We start from the raw sequence: 25267 nt of genomic DNA on the forward strand, positions 1-25267 counted from the left end.
TAATTAATTTTTTTAACTTTAAATTTGAAAACAATAAAAAATATGAAAGCGCATACATACGAAACCCAGTCTACTATTACCCCTGAGAAAGCATTGGAATTCTTAAAAGAAGGAAACCAGAGATTTGTAAACAACCTTAAAGCAAACAGAGACCTTCTTGAACAAGTGAATGCAACACGTGAGGGGCAGTGGCCATTTGCAGTAGTTTTAAGCTGTATAGACAGCCGTACTTCTGCAGAACTTATCTTCGACCAGGGATTGGGAGACATCTTTAGTATCAGAATTGCCGGTAACTTTGTGAATCAGGACATTCTGGGATCCATGGAATTTGGTTGTAATGTTGCCGGTTCCAAGCTTATTGTAGTATTAGGACACACCAAGTGCGGGGCGCTCAAAGGAGGCCTTGATGCCGCACAAATTGAAGGACTGGGAATGGATAACCTAAACCACCTTATCAATCACTTCAATCCGATCATCAATGAGATCATTGAAGAAAACGAAGAACGTTCATCAAAAAACAGCTCGCTTCTTGAAAGGCTTAATCAGCAAAACGTAAGAAGTGCGATTGAAGATATCCGTAAGCAAAGTTCAACACTTAAAAATCTTGAAACTGAGGGTAAAATTAAAATCGTGGGAGCCAATTATGACGTTGAAACAGGTGCAGTAACCTGGTTGTAAAAAGTAATATTTTTTTAAAATTCAATTATAATTTACAGAAAATGTCACCGGAATTCCGGTGGCATTTATTTTTTATCGTATATCATCATAAAATAAGATAATTATAAACCTATCTTGTCAATAAATTGGCTTAAACAGCAATATATTTCATTTCAAAGAGATTTAATTTTAATTATTGAAGATTAATTATATATTGCAGTTTCGTTTCTTTTTAAAGAAAAAAGATACGACATGATTTGTAGCTATTATAAGCTATAGCTTTGAAACTAAAAAAACTAAAACTTATATCTCAAAAAAAAAGACTATAACCTGAAATTTTTATTATAAAACATACCTCAAACACTGCAGTTTTACTTTTTAGTAATTTAAATTAATGTGTATTAAAAATTAACAAGAGAAAAAGAAATTATATTCCTCTAATTAATTTCTTGTATGCACAACAATCAAGGATATCTCTCTAATTGTTTGTGCAGGGCTTCAGCCTTAGTGTCCCATAAAGACTATTGTATTGCGATATCCTGCTTTGTAGCCGGATTATAGTATTATACGCTAAAAACACAAGCTATGAAAAAAATCTTCCTGTCAGGATAAGCCTTATCCTGTAATCCCAAAGTAATAGGGATATTCCTCATTTGGAATAAATACTAAACACTAATTCTTATAAAAATTACCCATGAAGAAAATTTATTTAAGTGCATTATTATGCACTGGGATAGGCATGTCCTATGCCCAACAAACAGAAGTCTATTTCAAATATGACGAAGCAGGCAGCCAGCGCTACCGGGGGCCTGAAGATATTGCAGGAAAATCTGCAACACAACTTAAAAGTGCTTCCCTTTCCAAAAACCAATTGATAGATGAAAAAACTTTCTGGAAGCAGATACGTCTATATCCGGTTCCGGTAAATGACATCTTAACCATTGACTGGACGGAACAAACGGACACGCTGATAGAATCAGTTTCCCTATATCAACATAGTACAGTACACTGGAAATTTCAGCAGAAGAATATGCCAGGACTTAACAGGCAGTTGAAAATCAATATGACTGGTTATGATTGGGGCGTATACATATTGCGCTTTACCCTGAAAGACGGAAGAATTTTCAGTAAAAACATCACTAAAAGGTAATGGCTATGAAAAAATACAATCATAAGAAAATACAGATATTTTCAGCGTTGTTATTATCTTTCACTTCAATTTTCTGCTTTTCTCAGTATTTTCATGATACTAAGGGAAATATTGAAGTCAACAGAGCCGGACAGCTACAGTTTTCTTTGCCTCTGGACTTGCCTCCCGGTATTAAAACTGTTTCACCTCAGGTAGGTTTAGTGTACAACAGTGAGACAGGGAACGGTATTGCCGGATATGGATGGAGTATTTCAGGAATAACCACTATCAGCAGAACAGGGAAGAACATTGAAAATGAAGGAGAGGTAAAGGGAGTTCAGATGGATTACTCTGATTATTACAGTTTTAATGGTAAAAGACTGGTACTGAAATCAGGTGTATATGGCAAAGACGGAGCTGAATATGTAACAGAGAAATATTCCAACACCAAATTTAAATCAATAGGAGCCGCAGCCGGATGGTCTGGCCCGGAATATTGGGAAGTAACTTTTGAGGATGGTTCTCAGGCATGGTATGGCCGTAATCCGGTTGCCAGAATACCCAATGAATATAATATAAGCGAATGGAAAGATTCACAGGGAAATTACATTACTTACAGTTATGTCCAGGGAACCCGTACTGCCATGATAAGCAGCATAAGCTGGGGTGGGAATATGGATCTGAATACCCCTCATATGAACACCATACAGTTTTCCTATAATGACAGAGACTTAAAAGAGGAATCATATGTACAGGGCCTCAAATCTTACCAAAATAAGATTCTTTCAGAGATAAAGGTACTTACCAATAATAACCAGTTTAAGCGGTACAGCATAGAATATACAGGCAATGGAACCAATTATCAGTTTGTCGGGAAGATCACCGAATATAATGCTAATAACGAGCCTTCCAATCCGGTTACTTTCACTTATCCGGGTATGGTCAATTCTTCTTATGCAGAATATACGGCTGAGCCAGAACCTTTTAATGATGTTAAATTGGTTGCAGATTTAAATGGAGATTCTTATCTGGACTTCCTGATGAATAATGGTACAGTAAAGCTGGGGGCTTTTAACGAAACTTTTACTACAGTTTCCACAGGTAAAACTTTTGCTGGTAATGCTAAAGTAGTCAGTACACTATTAGACGAAGAAGGACAGGTATATAATGGGAATGGAATTGTTGAGTTTAAGGATGGCAGGATCTATGGCTATATTTTTAGAAACAATGCTTTTGTAAAGGTATTCGATAAAAGTCTTGGCAATACTGTTTTTAATTCAGCTGGTGATAATTTAATTCTTGAAGTAGGTGATTTTAATGGCGATGGTATACCTGATGCTTTTCTTGATGATGGCGCACCTGCAGGGTTTAATGTAAAAGGTATTGTAGACCTTAAAAATTCGGCTACTCCTTTAATTAGTCTGCTACTTGATGCTGGAATCAATGAAAATGATTATAAAGAACGAAAGTATACGGATATAGATGGGGACGGAAAAGTGGAAATCATTAATGTATCTGGTACGCAATATACCGTTTTTGAATTTGTAAAAAACAGTGCCGGCCAAAACATACAGAAAATAAGATTTTCCGGAACACTTCTGGAAACCAGAGATCCTGAATTCCCTGTCTTATATGGTGATTACAATGGAGACGGAAAACTTGATTTCGCAATCCCTATTACCGATTATGTGATAGGAAAGCCTGACGACTGGAGATTCTATATGGGCACAGACAAGGGGTTTGTTCCTTTCCTGAAGAAGGAATTCTTCACCTACAGGAAATTCCAGAAAGAAGTGACAGTTGATTACGCCAAATTTGCCAGACAATATTTCTTTTCGGTTACCGATATGAACAAAGACGGAAAATCTGATATTGTTCAGGTATTTTCCTATAACCAGATCAATATGTATAACGCAGCTGGTTCAAGGGATTTCGGTTATGTTGTAAGTGCAAAGATGGCTAATGGATCAGATGTTAGCGGAACACCTAATTTTACTCCCAACTGGTCATTTCAAAGCCCGGTATATGGTACCCCGGATATTCTGGATCTTACTCTCTTTACCCCGATTACCAATTCAATAAAGTCCGGGAATAATTATTATAATGTCTTTTTATACTGGAAGCAGTTCCTGAAAAAAATAAAAGGGCCTACCCCTGTTTCTGAATTGGCAAGAATGACTTCGATTACTCAGGGAGGGGTGACTACATCTGTAAAATATCTGGAAGTAGTTCCGGGTAATACTACGACTCCTGATTTCTACAAGAAAGAAAAGAAAGAGATTTATCCTAAGTATGCTATGACCAGGGTAGATCAGGCATATGCGGTATCCCAGCTTATAGAAGAAGGCAGAAAGCAGGATTTCCGTTACAGAGGCCTTGTAGGAAACCTTCAGGGAAAAAAATTATTGGGATTCCAACAGATAGCCCGTTCTTCCTGGTATGCAGATGGTTTTGAAAATACTAAAATATGGTCCGGATCACAAATAGATCCAAATTTAGATGGAGCACCGGTAAAAGAATGGAGTATCAGGACTAATAATGAAAGTAATATTTTTCCTGCAGATATTTCAGAGAATAATAACCAGCTGCTGAGCTTCGAATCTGTAGACTACAAAGCAGATAAGCTGTTGAATGGTCAGGTAATTACTTCTATTCCCACTGGTAGTCAGTCCAAAATTGTTACTGCCATTGTTCCTAAGTTTGTCAAAACAAAAGATTTTTTAACCGGAAAATTTGTTCAGAAAGTAACAACCTATGAGAACTATTACCTGCCAGCCAAAATTGAAATCAGTACGAACAATGGTTACGGAGTATCTACCACTGAGTTTGACTATACCCATAATATCTGGGGAACCGGAAATAATTATTATGTAGGAAGACCGACAAACAAGGCTGAAAAGAATGAAGCATATGGTGATATACAAAATACCTTTACCACGTATACCTATGAGAATAACCTTTTAAAAAGCAGCCAGTTTTATCCGGGAAATAATGCGACCCAGGCAGTAACAGAAGAATTTTCTTATGACGGGTTTGGGAATATCACGGGTAAAAAGACCATTTCAGGATTAGACGGAAATTCAAAAACTCAGAAAGATGAGTATGATCCTACGGGAAGATTTATCATAAAAAAAACGGATAATCTCGGACTGGAAACCGGGTTTACTTATAACAGCCTTGGACAGGTCCTGACCCAAACAGATCCGAACGGCAATACCCTCACCAACAGCTATGATGTATGGGGTAAACTCCAGAGTTCGGCTTCCAGCTTAACAGGAACTACAACATACCTGTACACTAAAGACAGCCAATACAATGAAACCATTACCCGTAATGATCCCGATGGAGAGGTAGTAAAAGTGTTTACCAACAAGCTGGGACAGGAATATAAAACATCTTCCAAAGCTTTCGCACAGGGGCAGTATGTGTCTAAAGACGTTCAATACGATATCCTGGGTAGAAAGACCAAAGAATCTGAACCTTATTTTGACGGACAGGGAGCCTCTCAATGGAACACCTTTGCATATGATGATACGGTATTCCCGGCTAAGGTAAAAGCCACAGCATTTACCGGGAAGCAGACAGAGACCATTATATCGGGATTGACCACAACAGTAAAAGAAACCAGTCTTCTGGATTACGGCAGAACAACTTCCCAGACACTTGACGCTTTAGGAAATGTACTATCATCTTCCGATAAGGGCGGTACCGTTCAGTTTTCTTATAATGCAGCAGGTCAACAGATCCAGGCTAAATATGCGGAGCATATTGTAACCACAATGTATGATGACTGGGGAAATAAAATACGGGTAGAAGATCCTTCTACCGGGGTATATGAATATCAGTACCTTGGGTATATGGGCGCTCTGTCAAGAGCAATAAGTCCAAAAGGTGAAAAAAGGTTTCAATACAACAGCCTTGGGCAGCTTATCCTACAGAATGAAAAGTCCACCACCGGAAGTGAAACTGATAAAGCGATTAATTTTTCCTATAACAATAAGGGAAGACTTACTGTAAAAGAGGGAACATCCAATGGAAAGAAATATACGTACACGATAAACTATGATCCACAGGGAAGGACTATTTCTTCTTTCCAGGAAACTCCTGAAGCCTACTTTTCACACAAAAATGTTGTCTATGACAGCAAGGGACGAATAAGCTCCTACGAAAAGGCAATACAGACATCCGTTGGAACAACAACAGTTTCGGTGGAAAATCTTTACAATGCGTGGAATGGTGAGCTTTACCAAGTTAAGGAGAAAACCTCAGGGAAAGTTTTATGGGAACTGAAAGAAGCCAACGCAAAAGGACTGCTGGTAAAAGCTAAATTGGGAGCAGCTGAAATTAATAATGAATATGATGGTTACGGATTTTTGACCAATGTTAATCATTCCTCGCTGATAAAACCAGATATTTATAAGGCCTCTTACAGTTTTGATGCGATTAAAAACGAACTCAAAAGCAGAAAATCTCTTCTCCCTTTTGAAACAGAATATTTTGATTACGACGACAACAATCGTCTGGTTAACTGGACAGATCCTGTTTCTGGATTAAAGCCTCTTACCAATAGAAATATTTATGATGCGAAAGGCAGAATACTGGAAAATGACCAGGTGGGAACTATCAAGTATGAAAATGCTGACAAGATCTATCAGGCTACCGGTATGACACTTAATAATGAAGGGCTGATGAATTACGATCAGGATTTGGTGCAGACTGTCCTTTATAATGAGAATAATGATCCGGTATATATTGTTGGGGAAAAAGGGACGGTGGCTTTCCAGTATGGTTTAACGGGTATGAGACAAAGAGCTACCTATAAAGGAATTTTTGATCCGGAATCTGATGGAGAGTTTACCAAACTATATAGTGAAGAAGGTAGTTTTGAAGTTGTAAAGAACAATATCAATGGAAAAGAAAAACATACAATTTATATTGAGGGTACTCCATATGAAAGCAATATTGTATTTTTGAAAAACTTTGATGAGAATAGTGGTTCTTTTAAATTTTTGCATAAAGATTATCTCGGAAGCATCCTAGCCATTAGTGATGAAGCAGGAAATATGCTTGAACAAAGGCATTTTGATGCATGGGGTAATCTCACTCATCTTCGCATTGGAAAAAGTAAATTAGCTGTAGGCAAAGCCAGCATCGATGTCCTGATAAATGCCTCCGGAGGATTATTGATAGACAGAGGATATACTGGTCATGAGCATTATATGGAGGTGGGGATTATCCACATGAACGGAAGACTCTACGACCCGCTTCTAAGAAGATTTTTGAATGCAGATGAAAATATCCAGGACCCGTTCAATACTCAGATCTATAACAGGTATGGGTATGTGATGAATAATCCGCTAATCTACACTGATCCAAATGGAGAATTTGCATGGATTGTTGTAGGAGCAGTAATAGGCGGCTATTTAACAGGAGTAAAAGCGAATGGTTCATGGAATCCAGTAAAATGGAACTGGGGAGCGACCTGGGGAAAAATTGCGATGGGAGCTGCTGTAGGGGCATTCACTGGAGGTGTTGGAGCAGCTGTTGGTTCAGCATCCCTTGCTGCCGCAGGCGCCTATGGAATCCAGGGCGGTCTTCTGGGAGGAGCTATTGCAGGAGCTTCAGGAGGAGCCGTTGCAGGAGCTATTAACGGATTTGCCACTGCCGTAATGTTTGGAGAAGATGTGATAGAGGGAACGGTAATGGGCGGCTTATCCGGTGCTGCTATAGGAGGAGCTGCAGGTGCAATCACTGGAGGTATTGGCCAAATTCTCCAAAATGCAAAGGCAGCTCAAATAGGAGCTCCACAAGGAACAATCTTAAAAGGTGCTCCAATTGAAGTAGGAAGGACTCAATGGACTCTAAACAATACACCAAAAACTACCACTGTTGGAGCAACTCCTGTGAAAACTACCCCTATAGAAATTGGGGATATTGGTGTCAGTACTGATCAATATGTAGCGACAAAGATTGTGAACGAACAACCAGTAAAAGTTTATGAGGAAGGGCCACAAAAAATATTCAAAGGAAATTATGCTAGTAATGAAGGAGCATCAAAGACAACCACTTCATTACGCAAAGTTGGCACAGTTTTAGAAAGTGTTGATGATGTTATGGCTAACCCTAATCTTTTAGATGGAAAATCCTATGGATATGTACGTAGCATTTTAGGTAATTCAAAGAATTGGGTTAATGATGTTATGAGACGAAGTACTCGAGCAAATGGTTGGGTACTTCGTGAAATGAATCAGACAGGTAATGATTTTACAGGAAGAATGATACAATATCATCCAGGTACCCCAAGACATTTCAATGGTATGCCATATTGGAAAGTATCATCAGGAAATGGAACTTTTAGAATACCCTTAAATCCATAAATATGAAAAATCAATATAAAAAAATAGTAGAAAGTTTAAAATTATTAGCATCTTCGTTAGAGGAACAGGAGAAATATTTACCCGATTTTGCAGATGTTCCAGATGATGTTACATCAAGTTTTGAAAATGTCTTTTTATTATTACCTTCTCTTATCGAAAATAATAAATTTTCCAACGCTTCAATAGCATCGATTTTACGTTTGAATATTAAAATACAATGGTGTTTAAGAAATGTTGATTTGGATGATTTTTCAAATTCAGAGTGGAATAAAGTAAGAGAAATGGCAAAAAATACTCTTCAAATAATGGGGGAACCTTTTGGAAAACCCGATCTCAATTATATATGAAAAAACTTATAAAAAATTCACAAGTTTAGCAAAATAATATTATAAATGATTTGAAGAGTCAAACATTTTAGCAAAGTGGAAAAAATTGATATTTCTAAATCAGAAGATTTTACCTAAGATTTTAGGAAATCCAGTATAGATTTAGCTAATAAATCACTCTTAAAATGATCAAAGATGACTACCTCTTTTTTGAGATAGTCATTCTTTTAAATAAAATATTATTATATTTAGATCCTCTTGATTCCAATTCTGAATTATTTTCCGTTAAAAGCAGACATCGTATTATTCAATCCGGCAAAAACGAAAGAAAGACCGGCCTTTGCAAAGGTTTCTATTCTTTCCGTAAGCTTTTCAGCTTCTTCTTCATTCCAGGTTCCTAATACATAGTCTACCTGTCTTCCGGCAGCAAAATCTGCAGAGATTCCAAAGCGAAGCCTTGCATAATTTTGAGTCTGCAATACTTCATTGATATTTTTAAGTCCGTTGTGCCCTGCATCTGAACCTTTTCCTTTCAATCTTAAAGTCCCGAAAGGTAAAGCAAGATCGTCAGTTACAATAAGAACATTCTCCAAAGGAATATTTTCTTTCTGCATCCAGTATTTCACTGCATTTCCGGAAAGGTTCATATAGGTGTCCGGTTTCAGGACAAAAACTTTTCTGCCTTTGTGCTTTCCTTCTGCCAGCCAGCCAAAATTGGAGGTATTGAATGATACTTCAAGGGTTTCCGCTATTTTCTCAGCTACTTTAAATCCTATATTATGTCGTGTATTCTCATATTCAGAGCCTTTATTACCAAGCCCGACAATTAAATATTTCATCAGAAATTTTTTGCAAAATTAAGGTATAAAAAATAAAAAACTCAATCTTAGGAAAGATTGAGTTTGAATATTGTTAAAAAAATTCTTCTATTGTGGTTTATAGATATAATTAACGCCATATCCTTTTGTCATGTAAGTCTGAGGATCATAAACGTAATTGGTACTCTTCACAACCGGTGTTGGAATTGGCGGTGTAAGATCTGTTACCGACCATCTCTTAGGGTTGTTCGGAGACAAGATAAGGCTTTCTTTATCATTGATTATTGTAGATAATAATCTTGAAATTTTATATACATGCGGTAACAATGTGAATGGGCTTACCTGCTCATCATATGCATAGTATTCGTAGCTGTATTTTCCGGTAACGGCACCAAATGCACCTCCTGTCATTGTTCCGTAGTGTCTTACTACTTTAGAAACATTATCTCCTACGTAAGTATAAGCTGTCTTAGAATAATCGGTGAAATTAAGTGGGGCTCCTGGAACATCCGGACCGTTTCTCATAATGATTGAATCCAGTTTTCCTGTGGCAGTGCTATACTTAACCTGATAAGATGTTTTCTCTTTTCTCAACAAAGTCTGTGGTCCCGGAGGATCTCCAGGTATTACAGGTGGAGTTCTTCTGAAAATAGAACGGTTTTCAGAAATCGTCTGAAGTTTGCTGTTGTTTCCGTAAGAGAATAATTGGGTGTAGGATACGCTGTCTTTATCCAGTTTCCCGTTTCCGTCCAGATCAAGGAAACCATTAAAATTAATCTGGCTGATTTTATCGCCACTGTACATAATATCAGTGATAGAAGCACTGTCTGTGATTACTTTAGTCACGAGAAGCCCGCTATAACGATATTCTGCGATAGTATCTTTATCTGTAATTTCTCTGTATAATGCTCTGGGACCGCTTAACCCTCCTGTTTCGTTAAGATCCAGCAAAGGATTTCCATCCTCATCCAGCATATCCTTGCAGGAATGTACTGAGGAGAAACCTGCGATCAGTAAAATAAAATAGAAAATTTGCTTCATTTCCTTGTAATTGATTATTTTTTTGACAAATATAATTTTTTTTTGCCTAAAATTTGTAATATTATTTATATTCTGGTAAGATTAATAACTATATTTCTACTATAAATTTTTATAGGTAAAAGTTACATTCTGATTTTTCTCAACAACCACATACCCCTGATTATCATAAGAATAGCTTTGAGCCGTATTAACAGGCGCAGCCGGTGATGGTAATTCTATAAACATAGAAGTGGGATTGTTTGGAGATATTTTGTAGAATTGTGCCGGATTGATCAGACTTCGGGTGATGAAATAAACTGATGGCAAGGTAGAATACGGGCTTTTCTGACTATCATAGTTCTGGAAACTATACTTGCTTATCACGGCTGTACTCATATTCGGGTTTCCGTTGATATCCAGCAGACCTTTGGAACAAACAACCTGAATAACATTATCACCATTGTACACAAAACTGTAGTCAATAAATCTGTTATAGGCACTGATTCCACCTTCTTTTCTCTTCTCAAGAATTTTGGTAAGCTTATTGGTGGTCGCACTATAGGTAAATGCATAGTCACTTACAACAGATACAGATGGCGTTGCTCCGGTGGCTGTAGAAGTAGCATTATAAATCTTTTTACCTGTAGCATCAGGAACAATATTAAATTCGTAAGAGAGGCTGGATGCTGCTGAACTTACATATTTGACTTTAGTGATATTTTTATTGGTGTATGTTACCGTTGCTGTATAATAAGCACTTCCGCTAAAAGACTCATCTTTAGATACTGCAGTCTGCAGATCTCCGGTTACCGCTGTAGTAGCATATTCTTCCTGAGAAACATTATTCGAACTAACCTTCGATAAAATCTTTTTAGGAGGTGGCCCGTCATCCGGATTCGGGATGGATTCTGTGGGATCAGAGGTAGTAGTACATGCTGTCAGCAGCCCAAGAAAAGCAATACCGGCAAACATTTTAAAAAAATAGTTTTTTACCATATAGAATTTTTTTAGCTTGTCCAAATATAATTCAATTTTTGATAATACACTTTACTTTATCTGAACAAATTCACAAGAAATAGAGTTAATAAACAAAAAAAATCTAAAAACATAACGTTTTTAGATTTCCTATTATTGTATGATCGTGAAAATTAATAAGGCTGCAATATGGATGTCGTCAAAACAGACTGCGACATATCACTGTTGAGAAAAGCTGTATCCACCGCTGTTCCTATTCCAAGTACTGTTCCTGCAATAGCCCTTTTTATACAGGCTACTTTAACGGAATACTGATTTTGGGGAGTAAGATTGGTAAGAGTAGCATTAAGGTTAAAAATCTTATAAGCACCGCTGTCCCCCAATAACACATCTGTTCTCACTGCTCTAAGGGCATCATTTATAAAAACACCACAGGCAAAACTTGCAGAATTTGTACCTGTCTTCTGAACAGTGGTCTGAAATGAAAAAGTAGCTTTGTTTGTACCGTTGGTAACAGAAAATGTATCTACTGTTCCTGGGATTACAGTCCAGCCTCCCGTCAGAGGATCTCCATTACCATAGGGGCTGGTAGCACCACTGGCACCAGAAAAGCTGATTCCGGTTTTATCCGCAACGGTGTTGATAGAAAAAAGAGACATACTTCCCTGCCCGTCAGCAATTTTAATAGCTTTCCAGTCATTTGTACCTAAATCTGCATTATTGTGAAATATATCACCAGCTGTACCGGCAGAACCTTTCAGTAAATCAGTGCCTCCTGTTCTTAATTCTTTTCCTACGTTAAGATCTCCGTTCACATCCAGCATATTAGTCGGATTAGGAGTATTAATACCCACCTGGGCATTTGTTGCAGCTGCTAACAAAAGAGATGTAACAAATAATATTTTTTTCATAATCCTTCTTAATTTATAATCGTGTTAAATACTTCCGGAACTTCATACACATCTATTTTAAGGGAAGACTGTGAAATAAAGCTGTTGATATTGCTATACACATTAGTTCCAATGGTAAGTTTATTTCCTGTACCTGAAGCACCATAGGAACCTAGTCTTGTACATGCAACACTTACCGTATGGTCTCCTTTGGAAAGATTATCTACAATCCCGATCTGAGTATGAGTAAGGAAAGGATATGACGTAGTAATGGCTTTCAAATTTCGCTGTCTCAGGTTGACCAGTTTGTCATCCACAAAAATTCCGCAAGCATAGTCTATAGAGTTGTCTGTACTTCCTGCCGCCCCAAAATCTGCCTGTACAACAGTTTCAAACTGAAAATAAGCTTTACTTTGGGTACTGAATACACTGATTACATGTGAAAGCCCGTCTATTTTCTTGAAGTTGGTAAGAGTACTATATTGTTTTCCCTGTGTAAATGTTCCTCCTCTCGAAGTCATACTTACCGAAGAGTTTTCGGAAGAGGTAAAGGTAATTCCTGTATTATCCGAGAATGAGTTGTTATAAATCAGGTAAAATTTATTAGGTTCGTATTCAGGAATTCGAAGTGATTTCCACATCGGTGGAAAACCTTCACCCTGAGAAACCAGTATCTGGTCATTATTTCCATGAAAAACAGAATTATCAGCAGAATTAAAAACCCCGATTTTATTTCTGAAATTCACATCTCCGTTTACATCAAGTTTTGCTTTTGGGGACTCTGTTTTTATTCCTACCTGAGCTGTCGCCAAAAGACTTATGCTAAAAAGCAGTGTTGATAATAGTTTTTTCATCATTAGTTGTTTTTATAGCTCACGTATTCGATAACATCCATTTTCATGGTAGATTCCAGAGTAAATGCACTGGAAGCTCCATTTGAAGACTGTACATTACGTCCGATCGCAAATTGCGCGGCAGTGCTTGAAGTATCAATCTTTCTGCATGCAATATCAATATTATGAACGCCTACAGGAACGTTCTGCTCAGTATAGTTAAGTGTAAAGATATAATCCTGAAGTCCGGCTTTTCCGCTGTTATTATTGGAAGCGATTCTATCCGGGCGTACGGCTACCAGTGCTCCGTTTCTGAAAACACCGCAGGTAAATCTGACATTTTGTATTGTAGTAGCTGTGGAAGCCTTCATCTCAATACCGGTCTGGAACTGGTAAGTAAGCCTGTTCCTCCCGTTTTTGATGGTAAAAGTATTGCTAAGCCCGTCTATTTTTTTCCAATTCCCTTTTGTGATATCAGAAATGTTATCCCCAACTTTGTTGGTGTAGATACCATCACCGGCAACACCGTCCGTAAGTGAAATAATACCCGTTTGATCCGACGACAGATAAGAATTAATCAGCTTATACTGTCCCTCTTCCATAAAGGAAACATTCAAAGATTTCCACACAGGAGGCAAACCCTCGCCCTGAGAAACCAAAACCTGGCCGTTTAACCCGGCCTCTCCAGCCTGAGTTGAAGTACCTCCTACTCTAAGTTCTTTTCTTAAGGTGGTTTTTCCGTTCACGTCAAGAACGGATTTAGGTTTTGCAGTACCGATTCCCACCTGTGCGTTGGCATAGATTGAAAGAAGTCCAGCCACGCAGCAATGTATTATTGTTTTCATAATTAAGGACTGCAAAGGTACACAACGAAGTCCAAAAAATTCCAGTTATACATCTATAAACCTATAGAAATAAACACATTACAGAATAGAATTAATCACACATAAAAGTAGAATTATTTCTACATAACTCTACTTTTAACATCTTAAAAAAATCATATAACGTCTCAAACCCTTACTGTACGGGGACTTACAGGATTCTTTTAATCATTGAAAAGTGATTTTAAATGCTCAAAAACTGCCTTAATTCTCTTTAACAGGAATATTACAAAACAAAAACATGATAAGAATCACAAAAAAAACGTGCAAAAATTAAGTTTTTTACACGTTTCTAATAATTTTTATGATATTATTTCCAGTAAACAGGAATTAAAATTTAATCATGTTCAATGATTGCTTTCAACAAAAGATTGACCTCATCTACATTTTTAACTTTTTCTTTTCTCATCATCAACTGATTACCTTCTTTTCCGGACTTTTCTTTAAGCTGAGCCTCAGCCGGATTCCGGGTCAGATAATTAATAATATGTCTGAATCTGTCTGTCTGATAAAACTTATCCTGAGGATTTCCCGGGAAATAGCCTAAAAATACTCCGTTTTTCATGACAATCTTTTCAAAGCCAATGTCAGCAGCAAGCCATTTCAGGGAAACACTTTTTAAGAGATTGACAGCTTCTTTCGGCAAAGCTCCAAAACGGTCAATCAGCTCCAGTTCAAACTGATGAAGATCTGCTTCGTTGGTAATTTCAGCAATTTTCTGATACAACAGCAGCCTTTCTTCAGTATTGGAAATATAGGAGTCCGGCAGCATCAACTCTAAATCAGTATCAATATTGACATCCTTCACAGATTTGAAAAGCTTTTGTCTGTCTTCTTCATTTTCAAAAAGACTTTCAAAATCAGCATCATCTTTTAACTCTTCCAAAGCTTCCTGCATTAATTTCTGATAAGTTTCAAACCCCATTTCATTGATGAACCCGCTCTGTTCGGCCCCCAGAAGATCACCGGCACCACGGATTTCCAGATCTTTCATCGCAATCTGGAAACCACTTCCGAGATCTGAAAACTGTTCAATAGCTTCCAGACGTTTTCTGGCATCGGAGGTCATCATGTCATAAGGAGGAGTGATCAGATAACAGAATGCTTTTCTGTTGCTTCGCCCTACCCTTCCTCTCATCTGGTGCAGATCCGCCATCCCAAACCGATGTGCATCATTGATAAAAATAGTATTGGCATTCGGAACATCTACCCCACTTTCTACTATGGTAGTGGATACTAGAACATCATATTTCCCTTCCATAAAATCCAGAACATTCTTTTCAAGCTGTTTTCCTTCCATCTGCCCATGTCCTGTAATTACTCTCGCATCCGGAACCAGCCTTTGAATAAGCCCTGCAATATCTTTCAGGTTTTCGATTCTGTTATTGATAAAATATACCTGGCCATCTCTCTGCAGCTCATAAGAAACCGCATCACGAAGCGTTTCTTCATTGAATCCTATTAACTGTGTATCCACAGGCTGCCTGTTCGGCGGCGGTGTTTTGATAACGGATAAATCCCTCGCTGCCATCAATGAGAACTGTAAAGTCCTCGGAATAGGAGTGGCTGTAAGTGTAAGGGTATCAACATTATTCTTCAGCGTTTTCAATTTATCTTTTACTGAAACTCCGAATTTATGTTCTTCATCAATAATCAATAAACCAAGATCTTTAAATTTCACAGAACTGCTTACCAACTGATGCGTTCCGATAATGATATCTACTTTTCCGTTCTTTAAAGCCTCTAAAGTCTCAGATTTCTGCTTGGCTGTCCTGAATCTGTTGACATAAGCAACATTTACCGGAAAATCTTTTAGCCTTTCTTTAAAGCTTCTGTAATGCTGAAAAGCAAGAATAGTTGTAGGCACTAATACTGCAACCTGTTTTCCATCTGTAGCCGCTTTAAATGCCGCCCTGATTGCAACTTCCGTTTTACCGAAACCTACATCTCCGCACACAAGCCTGTCCATTACCGTATCAGCTTCCATATCTCTCTTTACATCTACGGTAGCCTTTTCCTGATCCGGAGTATCTTCATAAATAAAGCTGGCTTCCAGCTCATTCTGCAGATAGGAATCCGGAGTATACGCAAACCCTTTTGCCGTTTTTCTATGGGCATATAACTGAATAAGGTCAAAAGCAATCTGCTTTACCTTCGCTTTTGTTTTCTGTTTTAAAGATTTCCAGGTCGGAGATCCCAGTTTACTCAGAACGATTTCTTTTCCATCCGGCCCATTATATTTTGAGATCTTATGTAAAGAGTGAATACTTACATATAATAAGTCTCCATTTTTATAGGTCAGTTTGAAACATTCCTGAATCTTTCCGTCATTGTTCACTTTCACCAATCCCATAAACTTCCCGATTCCATGATCGATATGGGCAATATAATCTCCGATTTTCAGAGACATCAGGTCTTTCAGGGTAAGCTGTTCAGATTTTGCAAAGGTATTTTTCGCTTTATATCTCTGGTAACGGTCAAAGATCTGATGATCCGTATAAACCAGCAGTTTGTGCCCATTATCGACAAATCCTTCGTGCAGTTCAGACTTAAAGCTTTTAAATGGGAGTTCATGCTCAAGTTCTTCAAAAATAGACTCCAGCCTTTCTTTCTGCTTTTCTGTTGAAAAGGAAATCCAGGTATCAAATCCGTCATTCTGCTTTTCTTCGATATCTTCAATCAGCAGTTCAAAGTTTTTATGAAAAGAAGGCTGTGGAAGCTGCTCCATTTTTACTTCAGTTACTTCTTTCAATCCTTCAATAACTATTCCTCCAAAATCAACCGTTTTGAATTTTTTATAATCGAACAAAAACTCCTGATCAGAAATAAAAAGTTCCTGCGGAGTCCTGTGAGCAATATCTTTACTTAAGCTATCATATTTTTCCAGAGACTTTTCGTAGAACGCTCTTATCTTCTGCATTCCCACCATTCCGTTTCTGGAAATTACAAAACTTTCCGCAGGCAATAACTGCAGCAAAGAAACTCTGGTTCCCGTCACAGAAAAGTTCATATTGGACACCAGCTGAAAATCTTTTACTTTATCTACCGAAAGCTGGGTTTCGATATCAAAGGTTTTAATACTTTCCACTTCATTACCGAAGAAAGTAATTCTGTACGGCTTTTCATGTGAATAGGAAAAGACATCTACAATTCCTCCTCTTACAGAAAACTCTCCCGGTTCTGAAACGAAATCAGCCTGCTGGAAATGATAATGATTAAGCAGTTCATCCACAAAATCAAAATCAAGCTGATCCCCAACTTTTATATGATGGGAAATTGCTTTAAAATCTTCCTTTTTCAATACCTTTTCAGATAAAGCTCCAGCATAGGCAACAATCACTTTGGGAGACCTCCCGGAATTTATTTTATTCAGGACCTCCGTTCTTAAAACCAGATTCGCATTCTGAGTTTTTTCTACCTGGTAAGGTTCAAGGTGGGTTGCCGGAAAGTATAACACTTTATCCTTACCCAAAAGATCCTCCATCTCCGTATTGGCATACAAAGCATCCTCCTTATCATCTACCAGATAAAGAATATTTTTCTTCTGGACCAAAAATAGCTCCGCCACAAAAATAGAAACCGAAGATCCCGCACTTCCCTTTACGGTAATATGCTGATTGTTTTCTAACTGGGTAAAAATTTCTTTTCCAAACTCTTTCTGCATAAGGTCTGGAAGGAACTTTTCATTGATGGATTTTAACTGCATAAATAGTGATGGTATAAACGACAAAGCGATTTCGGGAGTTTTCCGAAACCGTTTTATGATACACAAAGGTAAGGATATTTTTTCTCTTCCTCTGAAAAACGGAAGGACTGACGGTTTAAAATGAACGACTTACCCTTATAATTCTTAATTTTTTACAATTTTATTTAATAACCTGTTAAAAAGATTCAACTATTTTCTTCGTGGCATAGTGTTTGGCTTTTAAGTTATAACCAAACATTTAAGAATAATATTATGAAAAAAGCAATTAAAATCTTAGGAGTTATGATGCTGTTGGTATTTACAGCATTATCTTTTTCGTCGTGCAGTAAAGATGATGATCCGGTAAACAATGAATTTTTCGCAGGAACTTATAAAGGAAAAGTTTCTTATAATGACGGAGGATCCACCAATATCAGCACAGATAACGGAAGTGTATTTGTAACAAAGATTGCCAGTGGCACCAAGTATAATTTTGCTTTCTCCAACAGTATTCCGGATCTTAACGGAATAGAGTTTAATCAGGAAGGAGATCATAATCTTGTTATGGTTGGTTCTACAGCAACTTCTTACATCAGAATTGATAATAATGACTTAAAAATATTATACGCTAAGGATGGCAAAACGTGGACAGCCAATTGTACGCGCTAGCCATGTCTATTTATATATTATGCAAGCCTGTTTCTGTAAATGGAGACAGGCTTTTTCATTGTAAATGAAGTGTTTTAATTTTTTTTTAAGCTGTAATAAACTTTAGTTAAGTTTGAAAATCCCGGTTTTGTAGCCTGCTTTTTGTATATCTTTATTCAACAAAAAACAAACAATAATTCTTATGAAAAAATTCTTATCTGCAATGTCTTTGATCCTGGGATTAGGACTTGCCACTGCTCAGCAGACTGCTCCCGCTAAAAGTACTCCCGCGCATCCACCAGTAAAAGCAACACCAGCTGACAAACCGGCTGAAGTGAAAGCAGCAAAACCGGCAATGGATGCAAAAGCAGCTAAGCCTGCACAACCGGCTGCCAAAATGAAAAAAGACGGTACTCCGGATAAGAGATATAAAGAAAACAAACACCTGAAAAAAGACGGCACTCCTGATAAAAGGTACAAAGCAAACAAATAAGCATAACATTAACATATAGTTGTTATTTTCATAATCAAATTTCGAAAAGCCGGTGGAACCAGTTCCATCGGTTTTTTTATGTGAAGCTTCATAAAAATGATTTCAGATTCTCTACTTATTTATAAATTTGACCCATGTTAAACTTCTTCAAGAAAAATGCAGCGCTGATCTGGGCAAAAAAACACGTCCAAAAAGCAGAGGATTTCAAAAAAAATGCTGAGAAAAACCAGGAAGACTTACTCCTTTCTCTGGTGAATACTGCTCAAAAAACACTTTTCGGGCGGGAACATGATTTTGAAAATATTCATTCTGTAAAAGAATTTCAGGACAGAGTTCCTGTAGCTGATTATGAAGATCTGAAACCTTATATTGAAAGGGTAAAAAAAGGACAGGCTAATATTCTATGGACAGAAACTCCGGAGTATTTTGCCAAAACTTCAGGAACCACTTCCGGTTCTAAGTATATTCCGATTTCCAAAGAAGGAATGCCATTTCAGATTGCCGGAGCTCAAAGCGCCTTATTTCATTATATCAGCAGAAAAAACAATGCTGATTTCGTGAATGGAAAAATGATTTTTCTCCAGGGCAGCCCGGAGCTGGAAGAAGTATTCGGAATAAAAACGGGAAGGCTATCAGGTATTGTAGCGCATCACATTCCCAATTACCTTCAGAAAAACCGTCTGCCAAGCTGGGAAACCAATATTATGGAAGACTGGGAGTCTAAGGTAGATAAAATCATTGAGGAAACGGAACATGAAAATATGACTCTGATTTCCGGAATTCCGCCGTGGCTGATCATGTATTTTGAGAAACTAACAGAGAAACACGGTAAAAAAATCAAACAGCTTTTTCCCAATCTTCAGCTTATTGTTACCGGAGGCGTTAATTACGAGCCATATCGGGATAAAATGGAAGAATTATTGGGAGGAAAGGTAGATATTGTTCAGACCTTTCCTGCTTCTGAGGGTTTTTTTGCTTTCCAGGATGATTATACCAAAGAAGGACTTTTATTATTAACCAATCACGGGATTTTCTATGAATTTATTCCTTTGGAAGAATACGGTAAGCCCGGAGCAAGAAGATTAACTTTAAAAGAAACTGAGCTTCATAAAGATTATGCATTAATTCTTACAACCAATTCCGGTTTGTGGGCTTATTCTATAGGAGATGTTGTAAGATTTATCAGCAAAGATCCGTACAGGGTTTTGGTAAGCGGAAGAACAAAACATTTTACTTCTGCATTTGGAGAGCATGTAATTGCTTTTGAGGTAGAGGAAGCAATGAAGGCTACCCTTGAAAAATATCCGGCACAAATTACAGAATTCCATCTGGCTCCGCAGGTAAATCCGGCTGAAGGACTTCCCTATCACGAATGGCTGATTGAATTTGAAAAAGAACCTGAGCAATCAGAAGCATTCAGGGACGAACTTGATCTACAGCTTCGTAAAAGAAACACTTACTATGATGATTTGATTTCAGGGAATATTTTACAGAAATTGCAGATTACGAGACTTAAGAAAGGAGCATTTCATGAATATGCCAAATCCCAGGGAAAATTAGGTGGCCAGAATAAGACACCAAGATTGGCTAATGACAGAAAGATTGCAGATTTATTGGGAATTTACAAATTTTAATCATATTTTTTCAATTCCAAAAACGTATATTCAAAAAAAATTATAAATTTGAAAAACTAAAAGAAAATAATGAAAGCATCTGTACTGTTGAAATCATCTTTACTAACATCTTTATTTGTTATTACATCTTGTGCTACTACAAAATACAGCGAAGATATTTCAAAAAACAACTACTCTAATCTTGAAGCCGGAAAAATATATAAAGTAACGATGAGAGATGGCTCACCAAAGCAGACCATCTTATTCAGAAACGTTGTTGGTGAAAATCTGGTAGGTACAGCCGGTAAAAAAGACAGTACAGAAGTAATTATTCCTAAAGCCAATGTGGCTGCTGTAAAAGACAGAAGAAAGGCAAGAATTGCTGCAGGAGCTACCATCATTGGCGCAGCAGGTGTTGCCGCTATCGTACTAAGTTCTACAAGAGCTGACTAAAATAGATATTATCTTTTGAGACTTATTTAATATATCTTTCAAAAACTGACATATAAATGGCCCTAAATAAATTTTTAGGGCTATTTTTGTTCATGATTTCCTTTACCCCGTTACAAACATTACAAAATGTTGAATTCAGAAATCTTCTCACCGGGAGATTTTTTATTGTTTTAGCTTTCAGAATGCTTGCCACTTTATTAGGATGGTGGGTGTATCAATTAACAAAAGATCCTTTTTCCATAGGCCTTATCGGACTTTCTGAGGTAATTCCTGCGGTAAGCTGTGCGTTGTATGCCGGACATGTTATTGACATGAACGAAAAAAAGAGACTGCTCCTTATTTGTAATTATGCTTATATTTTTCTGATCGGACTTCTACTGATTCCCGCATTCTTTAATGTGGAAATGCACTTTACAGGTCATCAGATTACCTATTATATTTATGGAGTTATTTTTTTCACAGGGATAGCAAGAGCCTTTATTGGTCCTATTGTTCCTTCCATGATTCCTAAAATTGTAAAGAAAGAAAACCTTCCGAATGCAGTAACCTTAAACCAGGCAACTTTCCTCATATCTTCAGTTTGCGGCCACGCTATTGGCGGTGTTCTTATTGGGTTTATCGGGGTAAAATGGACCCTGGTTGCTATTTTAACATTAATATTTGTTGCGTCGTTATTCTTCTGGCAGCTTCACAAACAGCATTCTGAATATAAAAAGGAAACAGTAAATGTAGTGGAGAGTATGCGTGAAGGGATTTCGTATATTTTTAAAACCAAAGAAATTCTGGGAGCGCTGTGCCTTGATATGTTTGCCGTACTTTTCGGTGGTGCGGTAGCCATGATCCCTGTATTTGCGACTGATATTTTACAGTCGGGAGCTGAAGGTTTCGGCTTACTGAACGCTGCTTCAGATATTGGCTCCATGTGTATTATTACTATTTTGTCTATTGTTCCTCTTCGGAAAAATCAGGGAAAAATACTTCTTGCGGTTGTTACCGGATTCGGGTTATGCATCATCGGATTCGGGTTATCAAAACTCTACTGGCTGTCTTTTATGTTTCTGGTGATGAGCGGAATGCTGGATGGGATTTCTGTGGTGATCCGCGGTACCATTGTTCAGTTAAAAACGCCTGATCATATCAGAGGACGTGTTCTGAGTGTGAATTCCATTTTCATTATGTCCAGCAATGAAATGGGGCAGTTCGAAAGCGGGCTTATGGCCAAATTACTGGGAGTAGTGCGCTCTGTTGTATTTGGCGGCTGTATGACTGTTTTAGTTGCACTGCTTGTAGGAAGCACCAATCCTAAATTGAGAAAGATGCAATATTAACTTATTGTTTACCAGCCTATTTAAAATCGGATATTAAAAAAATCAAAATCCGAAATACTTAAAATCAGAATAGAACGTTTTCTATTCTGATTTTTGTTTTATACTTGTTTTTTAAAAAATTATTAAAGAATTCAATCTCAAATATTTATTAAAACCGCTCATATATTTGCGATCTATGCATTATTGAATCCCAAAAATAAAATACCACATTTAAAACCAATACATTACTTTCATTAAATATATCCTAAAATCTTTAATTTAACGTTAATAATTTTTTATATTTGCTTCATAAAATATCCCCCTATGACTAAACTTTTACTAATTTTGAGCTTTCTCGTGACAGGTTCTCTGATGAATGCTCAATTTTTTTCAGATCAAACCTTACAACAAGCTGTTTTACAATTCGATAACGCTAAAACAGAAAACGATTACGATATGCTATTTTCCAAGTTTTCAGAAGCTAAAACTTCAGATAAATGGCAGGCTAATTATTATGCAGCAGCAGCATTATATCTTAAAACGAATTTCCTTTTAAACAACAGTCCGAACAGCCCTCTTGGAGAGCCTAATGAGACTGCAAGAAAACTGGCCATGCAATCCCTTGCTTCTGAAAAGAACAATGGAGAAGTAAACCTTCTTCTTGCGCTTATTCATTTTCAGAAAATCAGAATAAAAACAGCGGCAGATCCTCAAAAGGAATTAAAGACCGTGACAAGTTTCATGAATAAGGCAGAAATAACTTTAAAGAACAATCCAAGACTTTCCTTTCTAAAAGCTGAAATTGCTGAAAAGCAGGGAAACAAGACTGAAGCTATAAAGCTATATCAAAAAGCAGCCAAAGAATTTGAAACATCAGGCATTGCATCCAGTTCACCCAACTGGGGAAAACAACTGATCGGAACAAATTAACAATAAGTAAAATGCATGATCTCCTGAGCTAATTGGGACGATCAGTTTTTTTGTTATGAAAGATTTCGAAATTATCAGATAAAAAGAGCATTTTTAGTAATTAAACAGTTTTAATATTTGTTTTTAAAAATTAATTCTCATGAAAAAAACATTACTTGTTTTCTTAATCATATTTTCACATATTTTATTTGCCCAGTCAGATTGTGGTACTGCAATGGCGGTCTGCGGTAACTCTGACATTTCATATACACCAGGCGGACACGGAGACATTGCGGAAGATCTGGGCGGATGTTTAACTTCTGACGAAAAGTACTCGGTATGGTATTCTTTTACGATAGCTACAGGCGGAACCCTTACCTTTGAAATCATCCCTAACGACCAGAGTGATGATTATGACTTTGGTGTTTATGGGCCTGACAAATCCTGCTCAAACCTTGGTACCCCAATACGTTGTTCCTATTCCGGACTAAGTGGGAATACAGGTCTTAACATGACCTCTACAGATCTTAGTGAAACCGCTACAGGAGACAAATGGGTAAAATACATGGATGTATTGCCTGGCCAGACTTACTATATCATTGTGAATAACCACAGAGAAACAGCTAACGGATTCAAATTATCATGGGGCGGAACGGCTACTTTATCGTCTCCGTTCACCGATCCGAATATACAGCCTCACCCATTTGTACCTCCGGGAATTCCAGGGGCTAACCCTAATGACCCAAGAGAAGTAATCATATGTTCTAATCCAGCGACTTTTGATTTTGCATCGTTATCAGCAGGAATTCTTAACGGCAATCCAAATTTCAGCATCAGCTATCATACAAGTCAAAATGATGCCTTAACCGGCAACAACCCTCTTGTTGGTCCTCAAACGGTTACTCCTGTTGGTGTTTATTTCTACAGTATCAATTATACTGACCCGACGAACCCTAACAGCCCTATTAATAAATGTAGACAGACCGGTAAATTTAAATTCAAAGATGGTACCATCAAGGCAACAGATGTAACGTTAACAAGCTGTAACAATAATAATGCAGGTACGGCAACTTATGACCTTACGACTGCAGATGTTTTCCCTGACCCTACGGCAACCAAGAAATATTATTATACTTTATACGACCTGAACAACTCAATTAATGAGATTACCAATATCTATCAATTTGTTTCTGCAGAGGGTAAAATATATGTAAAAGTAACTTCTGTATTCGGATGTAGTGATATTGCAGAAATTACCCTTAAATTCTATCCGCAAATTATTGCAAAAGATGCAGAATTAAGATCATGCTTTATTGAAGCGAATCCTTCCACAGCCTTATTCAACCTTGATAATGCTGCTGTTATCACGCCACAGGCAGGTATCACTAAAAAATACTTTCCTTCACTAACAGATGCAATTGACGGAACCAATGAGATTTTAAATGCTAATTATATTGCACCAAGCGGTTTAGTATATGTAAGAGTGTCTGACACCAGAGGATGTTATGTAGTGGTAAAGATTGGTTTAACTGTAATTGCCCCGGTAACATCCAGTGTATTGAAAGACAAAATCATCTGTATGGAAGATACTACCACTTTGGATGCGGGACCTGGATTCAAAAGCTACGAATGGAGTACCGGAGCTACAACACAGTCTATCAAAGATGTAGGCGTAGGAGTTTACTGGGTAAAATTAAAAACAGGGGAATGTGTTGCCACTCAAAAAGTAACGGTATATCCTTCTGAACAGCCGGTAGTAACAAATGTTGATATTTCCAACACTACATTAACGATCAATGTTATTGGAGGAACTCCGGATTACCAGTACTCTATGGATAAAATTTTATGGCAGGCTTCCAATACATTCTCTAATGTAGCAAGAGGAACTTACAAAGTGTATGTAAAGGATGCTTATGACTGCGAGCCTATTGAAGTTACAGTAGTTGTTCCTAATCTTATCAATATGATTACTCCAAACGGAGATGGTATCAATGATGTTGTAGATTATTCTGCGATGGCAGACAAACAGAATCTTATTTTGAGTATCTTTGACAGATACGGAACAAAAATCCACCAGGGAGACAAATCCAATGGTTACAAATGGGATGGCCGAATTGGAGGCAAGAATATCCCAACAGGTACCTACTGGTATTCTGTAACATGGAACGAGAATGACAAGAAGAACACTCCTTTCAAGTTTTCAGGTTGGATTGTTGTAAAAAACAGAGAATAAAACACCTTAGAATACAAAAA

18 protein-coding genes are annotated in these 25267 nt (G+C 37.4%); 11 read left to right on the top strand and 7 right to left on the bottom strand.

What is annotated here, in order from left to right; all coding sequences use genetic code 11:
* Positions 1 to 42: 42 nt before the first annotated feature.
* From JNG87_RS03410 to JNG87_RS03425, 4 genes are all read left to right on the top strand, one after another.
* Positions 43 to 678 carry a carbonic anhydrase gene (locus JNG87_RS03410; protein ID WP_110008437.1) on the top strand — a complete coding sequence of 212 codons (636 nt, stop codon included), beginning with the start codon at positions 43 to 45 and terminating at the stop codon, positions 676 to 678.
* 673 nt (positions 679 to 1351) lie between these two features.
* A complete protein-coding gene (locus JNG87_RS03415; protein WP_202841697.1) occupies positions 1352 to 1807 on the top strand; it encodes a hypothetical protein in 456 nt (151 codons plus the stop codon).
* A 5-nt stretch (positions 1808 to 1812) separates the two neighbouring features.
* Complete coding sequence (locus JNG87_RS03420; protein WP_238349659.1) at positions 1813 to 8163, top strand: RHS repeat-associated core domain-containing protein; 6351 nt, start codon at positions 1813 to 1815, stop codon at positions 8161 to 8163.
* A 2-nt stretch (positions 8164 to 8165) separates the two neighbouring features.
* Entirely contained in the window at positions 8166 to 8510 is a 345-nt protein-coding gene (locus tag JNG87_RS03425) for a hypothetical protein (protein WP_002982852.1), read from the top strand.
* A 254-nt stretch (positions 8511 to 8764) separates the two neighbouring features.
* Here the strand turns inward: JNG87_RS03425 and pth are convergent, their stop codons facing one another.
* The 7 genes from pth to mfd form a co-directional block, all read right to left on the bottom strand.
* Positions 8765 to 9328 carry an aminoacyl-tRNA hydrolase gene (gene pth / locus JNG87_RS03430; RefSeq protein ID WP_202841699.1) on the bottom strand — a complete coding sequence of 188 codons (564 nt, stop codon included), beginning with the start codon at positions 9326 to 9328 and terminating at the stop codon, positions 8765 to 8767.
* A gap of 87 nt (positions 9329 to 9415) precedes the next feature.
* Positions 9416 to 10348, bottom strand: coding sequence for a hypothetical protein (locus tag JNG87_RS03435; RefSeq protein WP_137904398.1), 933 nt, complete (start codon positions 10346 to 10348; stop codon positions 9416 to 9418).
* A 99-nt stretch (positions 10349 to 10447) separates the two neighbouring features.
* The gene (locus tag JNG87_RS03440; protein WP_202841700.1) at positions 10448 to 11323 is read right to left on the bottom strand and encodes a hypothetical protein; all 876 of its coding nucleotides are present in this window, start codon (positions 11321 to 11323) and stop codon (positions 10448 to 10450) included.
* Between the two features lie 152 nt (positions 11324 to 11475).
* Entirely contained in the window at positions 11476 to 12213 is a 738-nt protein-coding gene (locus JNG87_RS03445; protein WP_202841701.1) for a hypothetical protein, read from the bottom strand.
* Positions 12214 to 12221: 8 nt separating this feature from the next.
* Entirely contained in the window at positions 12222 to 13049 is an 828-nt protein-coding gene (locus JNG87_RS03450; protein ID WP_137904401.1) for a hypothetical protein, read from the bottom strand.
* A complete protein-coding gene (locus JNG87_RS03455) occupies positions 13049 to 13870 on the bottom strand; it encodes a hypothetical protein (protein WP_202841702.1) in 822 nt (273 codons plus the stop codon). The genes JNG87_RS03450 and JNG87_RS03455 overlap by 1 nt, the downstream gene beginning before the upstream one ends.
* A gap of 373 nt (positions 13871 to 14243) precedes the next feature.
* On the bottom strand, positions 14244 to 17612 hold the full coding sequence (gene mfd / locus JNG87_RS03460; protein ID WP_202841704.1) for a transcription-repair coupling factor: 3369 nt from the start codon (positions 17610 to 17612) through the stop codon (positions 14244 to 14246).
* A gap of 252 nt (positions 17613 to 17864) precedes the next feature.
* Between mfd and JNG87_RS03465 the strand changes: the two genes are divergently transcribed.
* From JNG87_RS03465 to JNG87_RS03495, 7 genes are all read left to right on the top strand, one after another.
* Positions 17865 to 18260, top strand: coding sequence for a hypothetical protein (locus JNG87_RS03465; protein WP_202841706.1), 396 nt, complete (start codon positions 17865 to 17867; stop codon positions 18258 to 18260).
* Positions 18261 to 18441: 181 nt separating this feature from the next.
* A complete protein-coding gene (locus tag JNG87_RS03470) occupies positions 18442 to 18732 on the top strand; it encodes a hypothetical protein (RefSeq protein WP_202841708.1) in 291 nt (96 codons plus the stop codon).
* 134 nt (positions 18733 to 18866) lie between these two features.
* Positions 18867 to 20366, top strand: coding sequence for a GH3 auxin-responsive promoter family protein (locus tag JNG87_RS03475; RefSeq protein ID WP_202841710.1), 1500 nt, complete (start codon positions 18867 to 18869; stop codon positions 20364 to 20366).
* 69 nt (positions 20367 to 20435) lie between these two features.
* Positions 20436 to 20798: a hypothetical protein gene (locus JNG87_RS03480; protein ID WP_110008421.1), complete on the top strand. Its 363-nt coding sequence runs from the start codon at positions 20436 to 20438 to the stop codon at positions 20796 to 20798.
* A gap of 92 nt (positions 20799 to 20890) precedes the next feature.
* Positions 20891 to 22126, top strand: coding sequence for an MFS transporter (locus JNG87_RS03485; protein WP_202844191.1), 1236 nt, complete (start codon positions 20891 to 20893; stop codon positions 22124 to 22126).
* 303 nt (positions 22127 to 22429) lie between these two features.
* Positions 22430 to 23035, top strand: coding sequence for a hypothetical protein (locus JNG87_RS03490; RefSeq protein WP_202841712.1), 606 nt, complete (start codon positions 22430 to 22432; stop codon positions 23033 to 23035).
* Between the two features lie 139 nt (positions 23036 to 23174).
* Entirely contained in the window at positions 23175 to 25247 is a 2073-nt protein-coding gene (locus JNG87_RS03495) for a T9SS type B sorting domain-containing protein (RefSeq protein ID WP_202841714.1), read from the top strand.
* Positions 25248 to 25267 lie beyond the last annotated feature (20 nt).

The organism is Chryseobacterium cucumeris (genome assembly GCF_016775705.1).
GTDB classification, from domain to species: Bacteria; Bacteroidota; Bacteroidia; order Flavobacteriales; family Weeksellaceae; genus Chryseobacterium; species Chryseobacterium cupriresistens.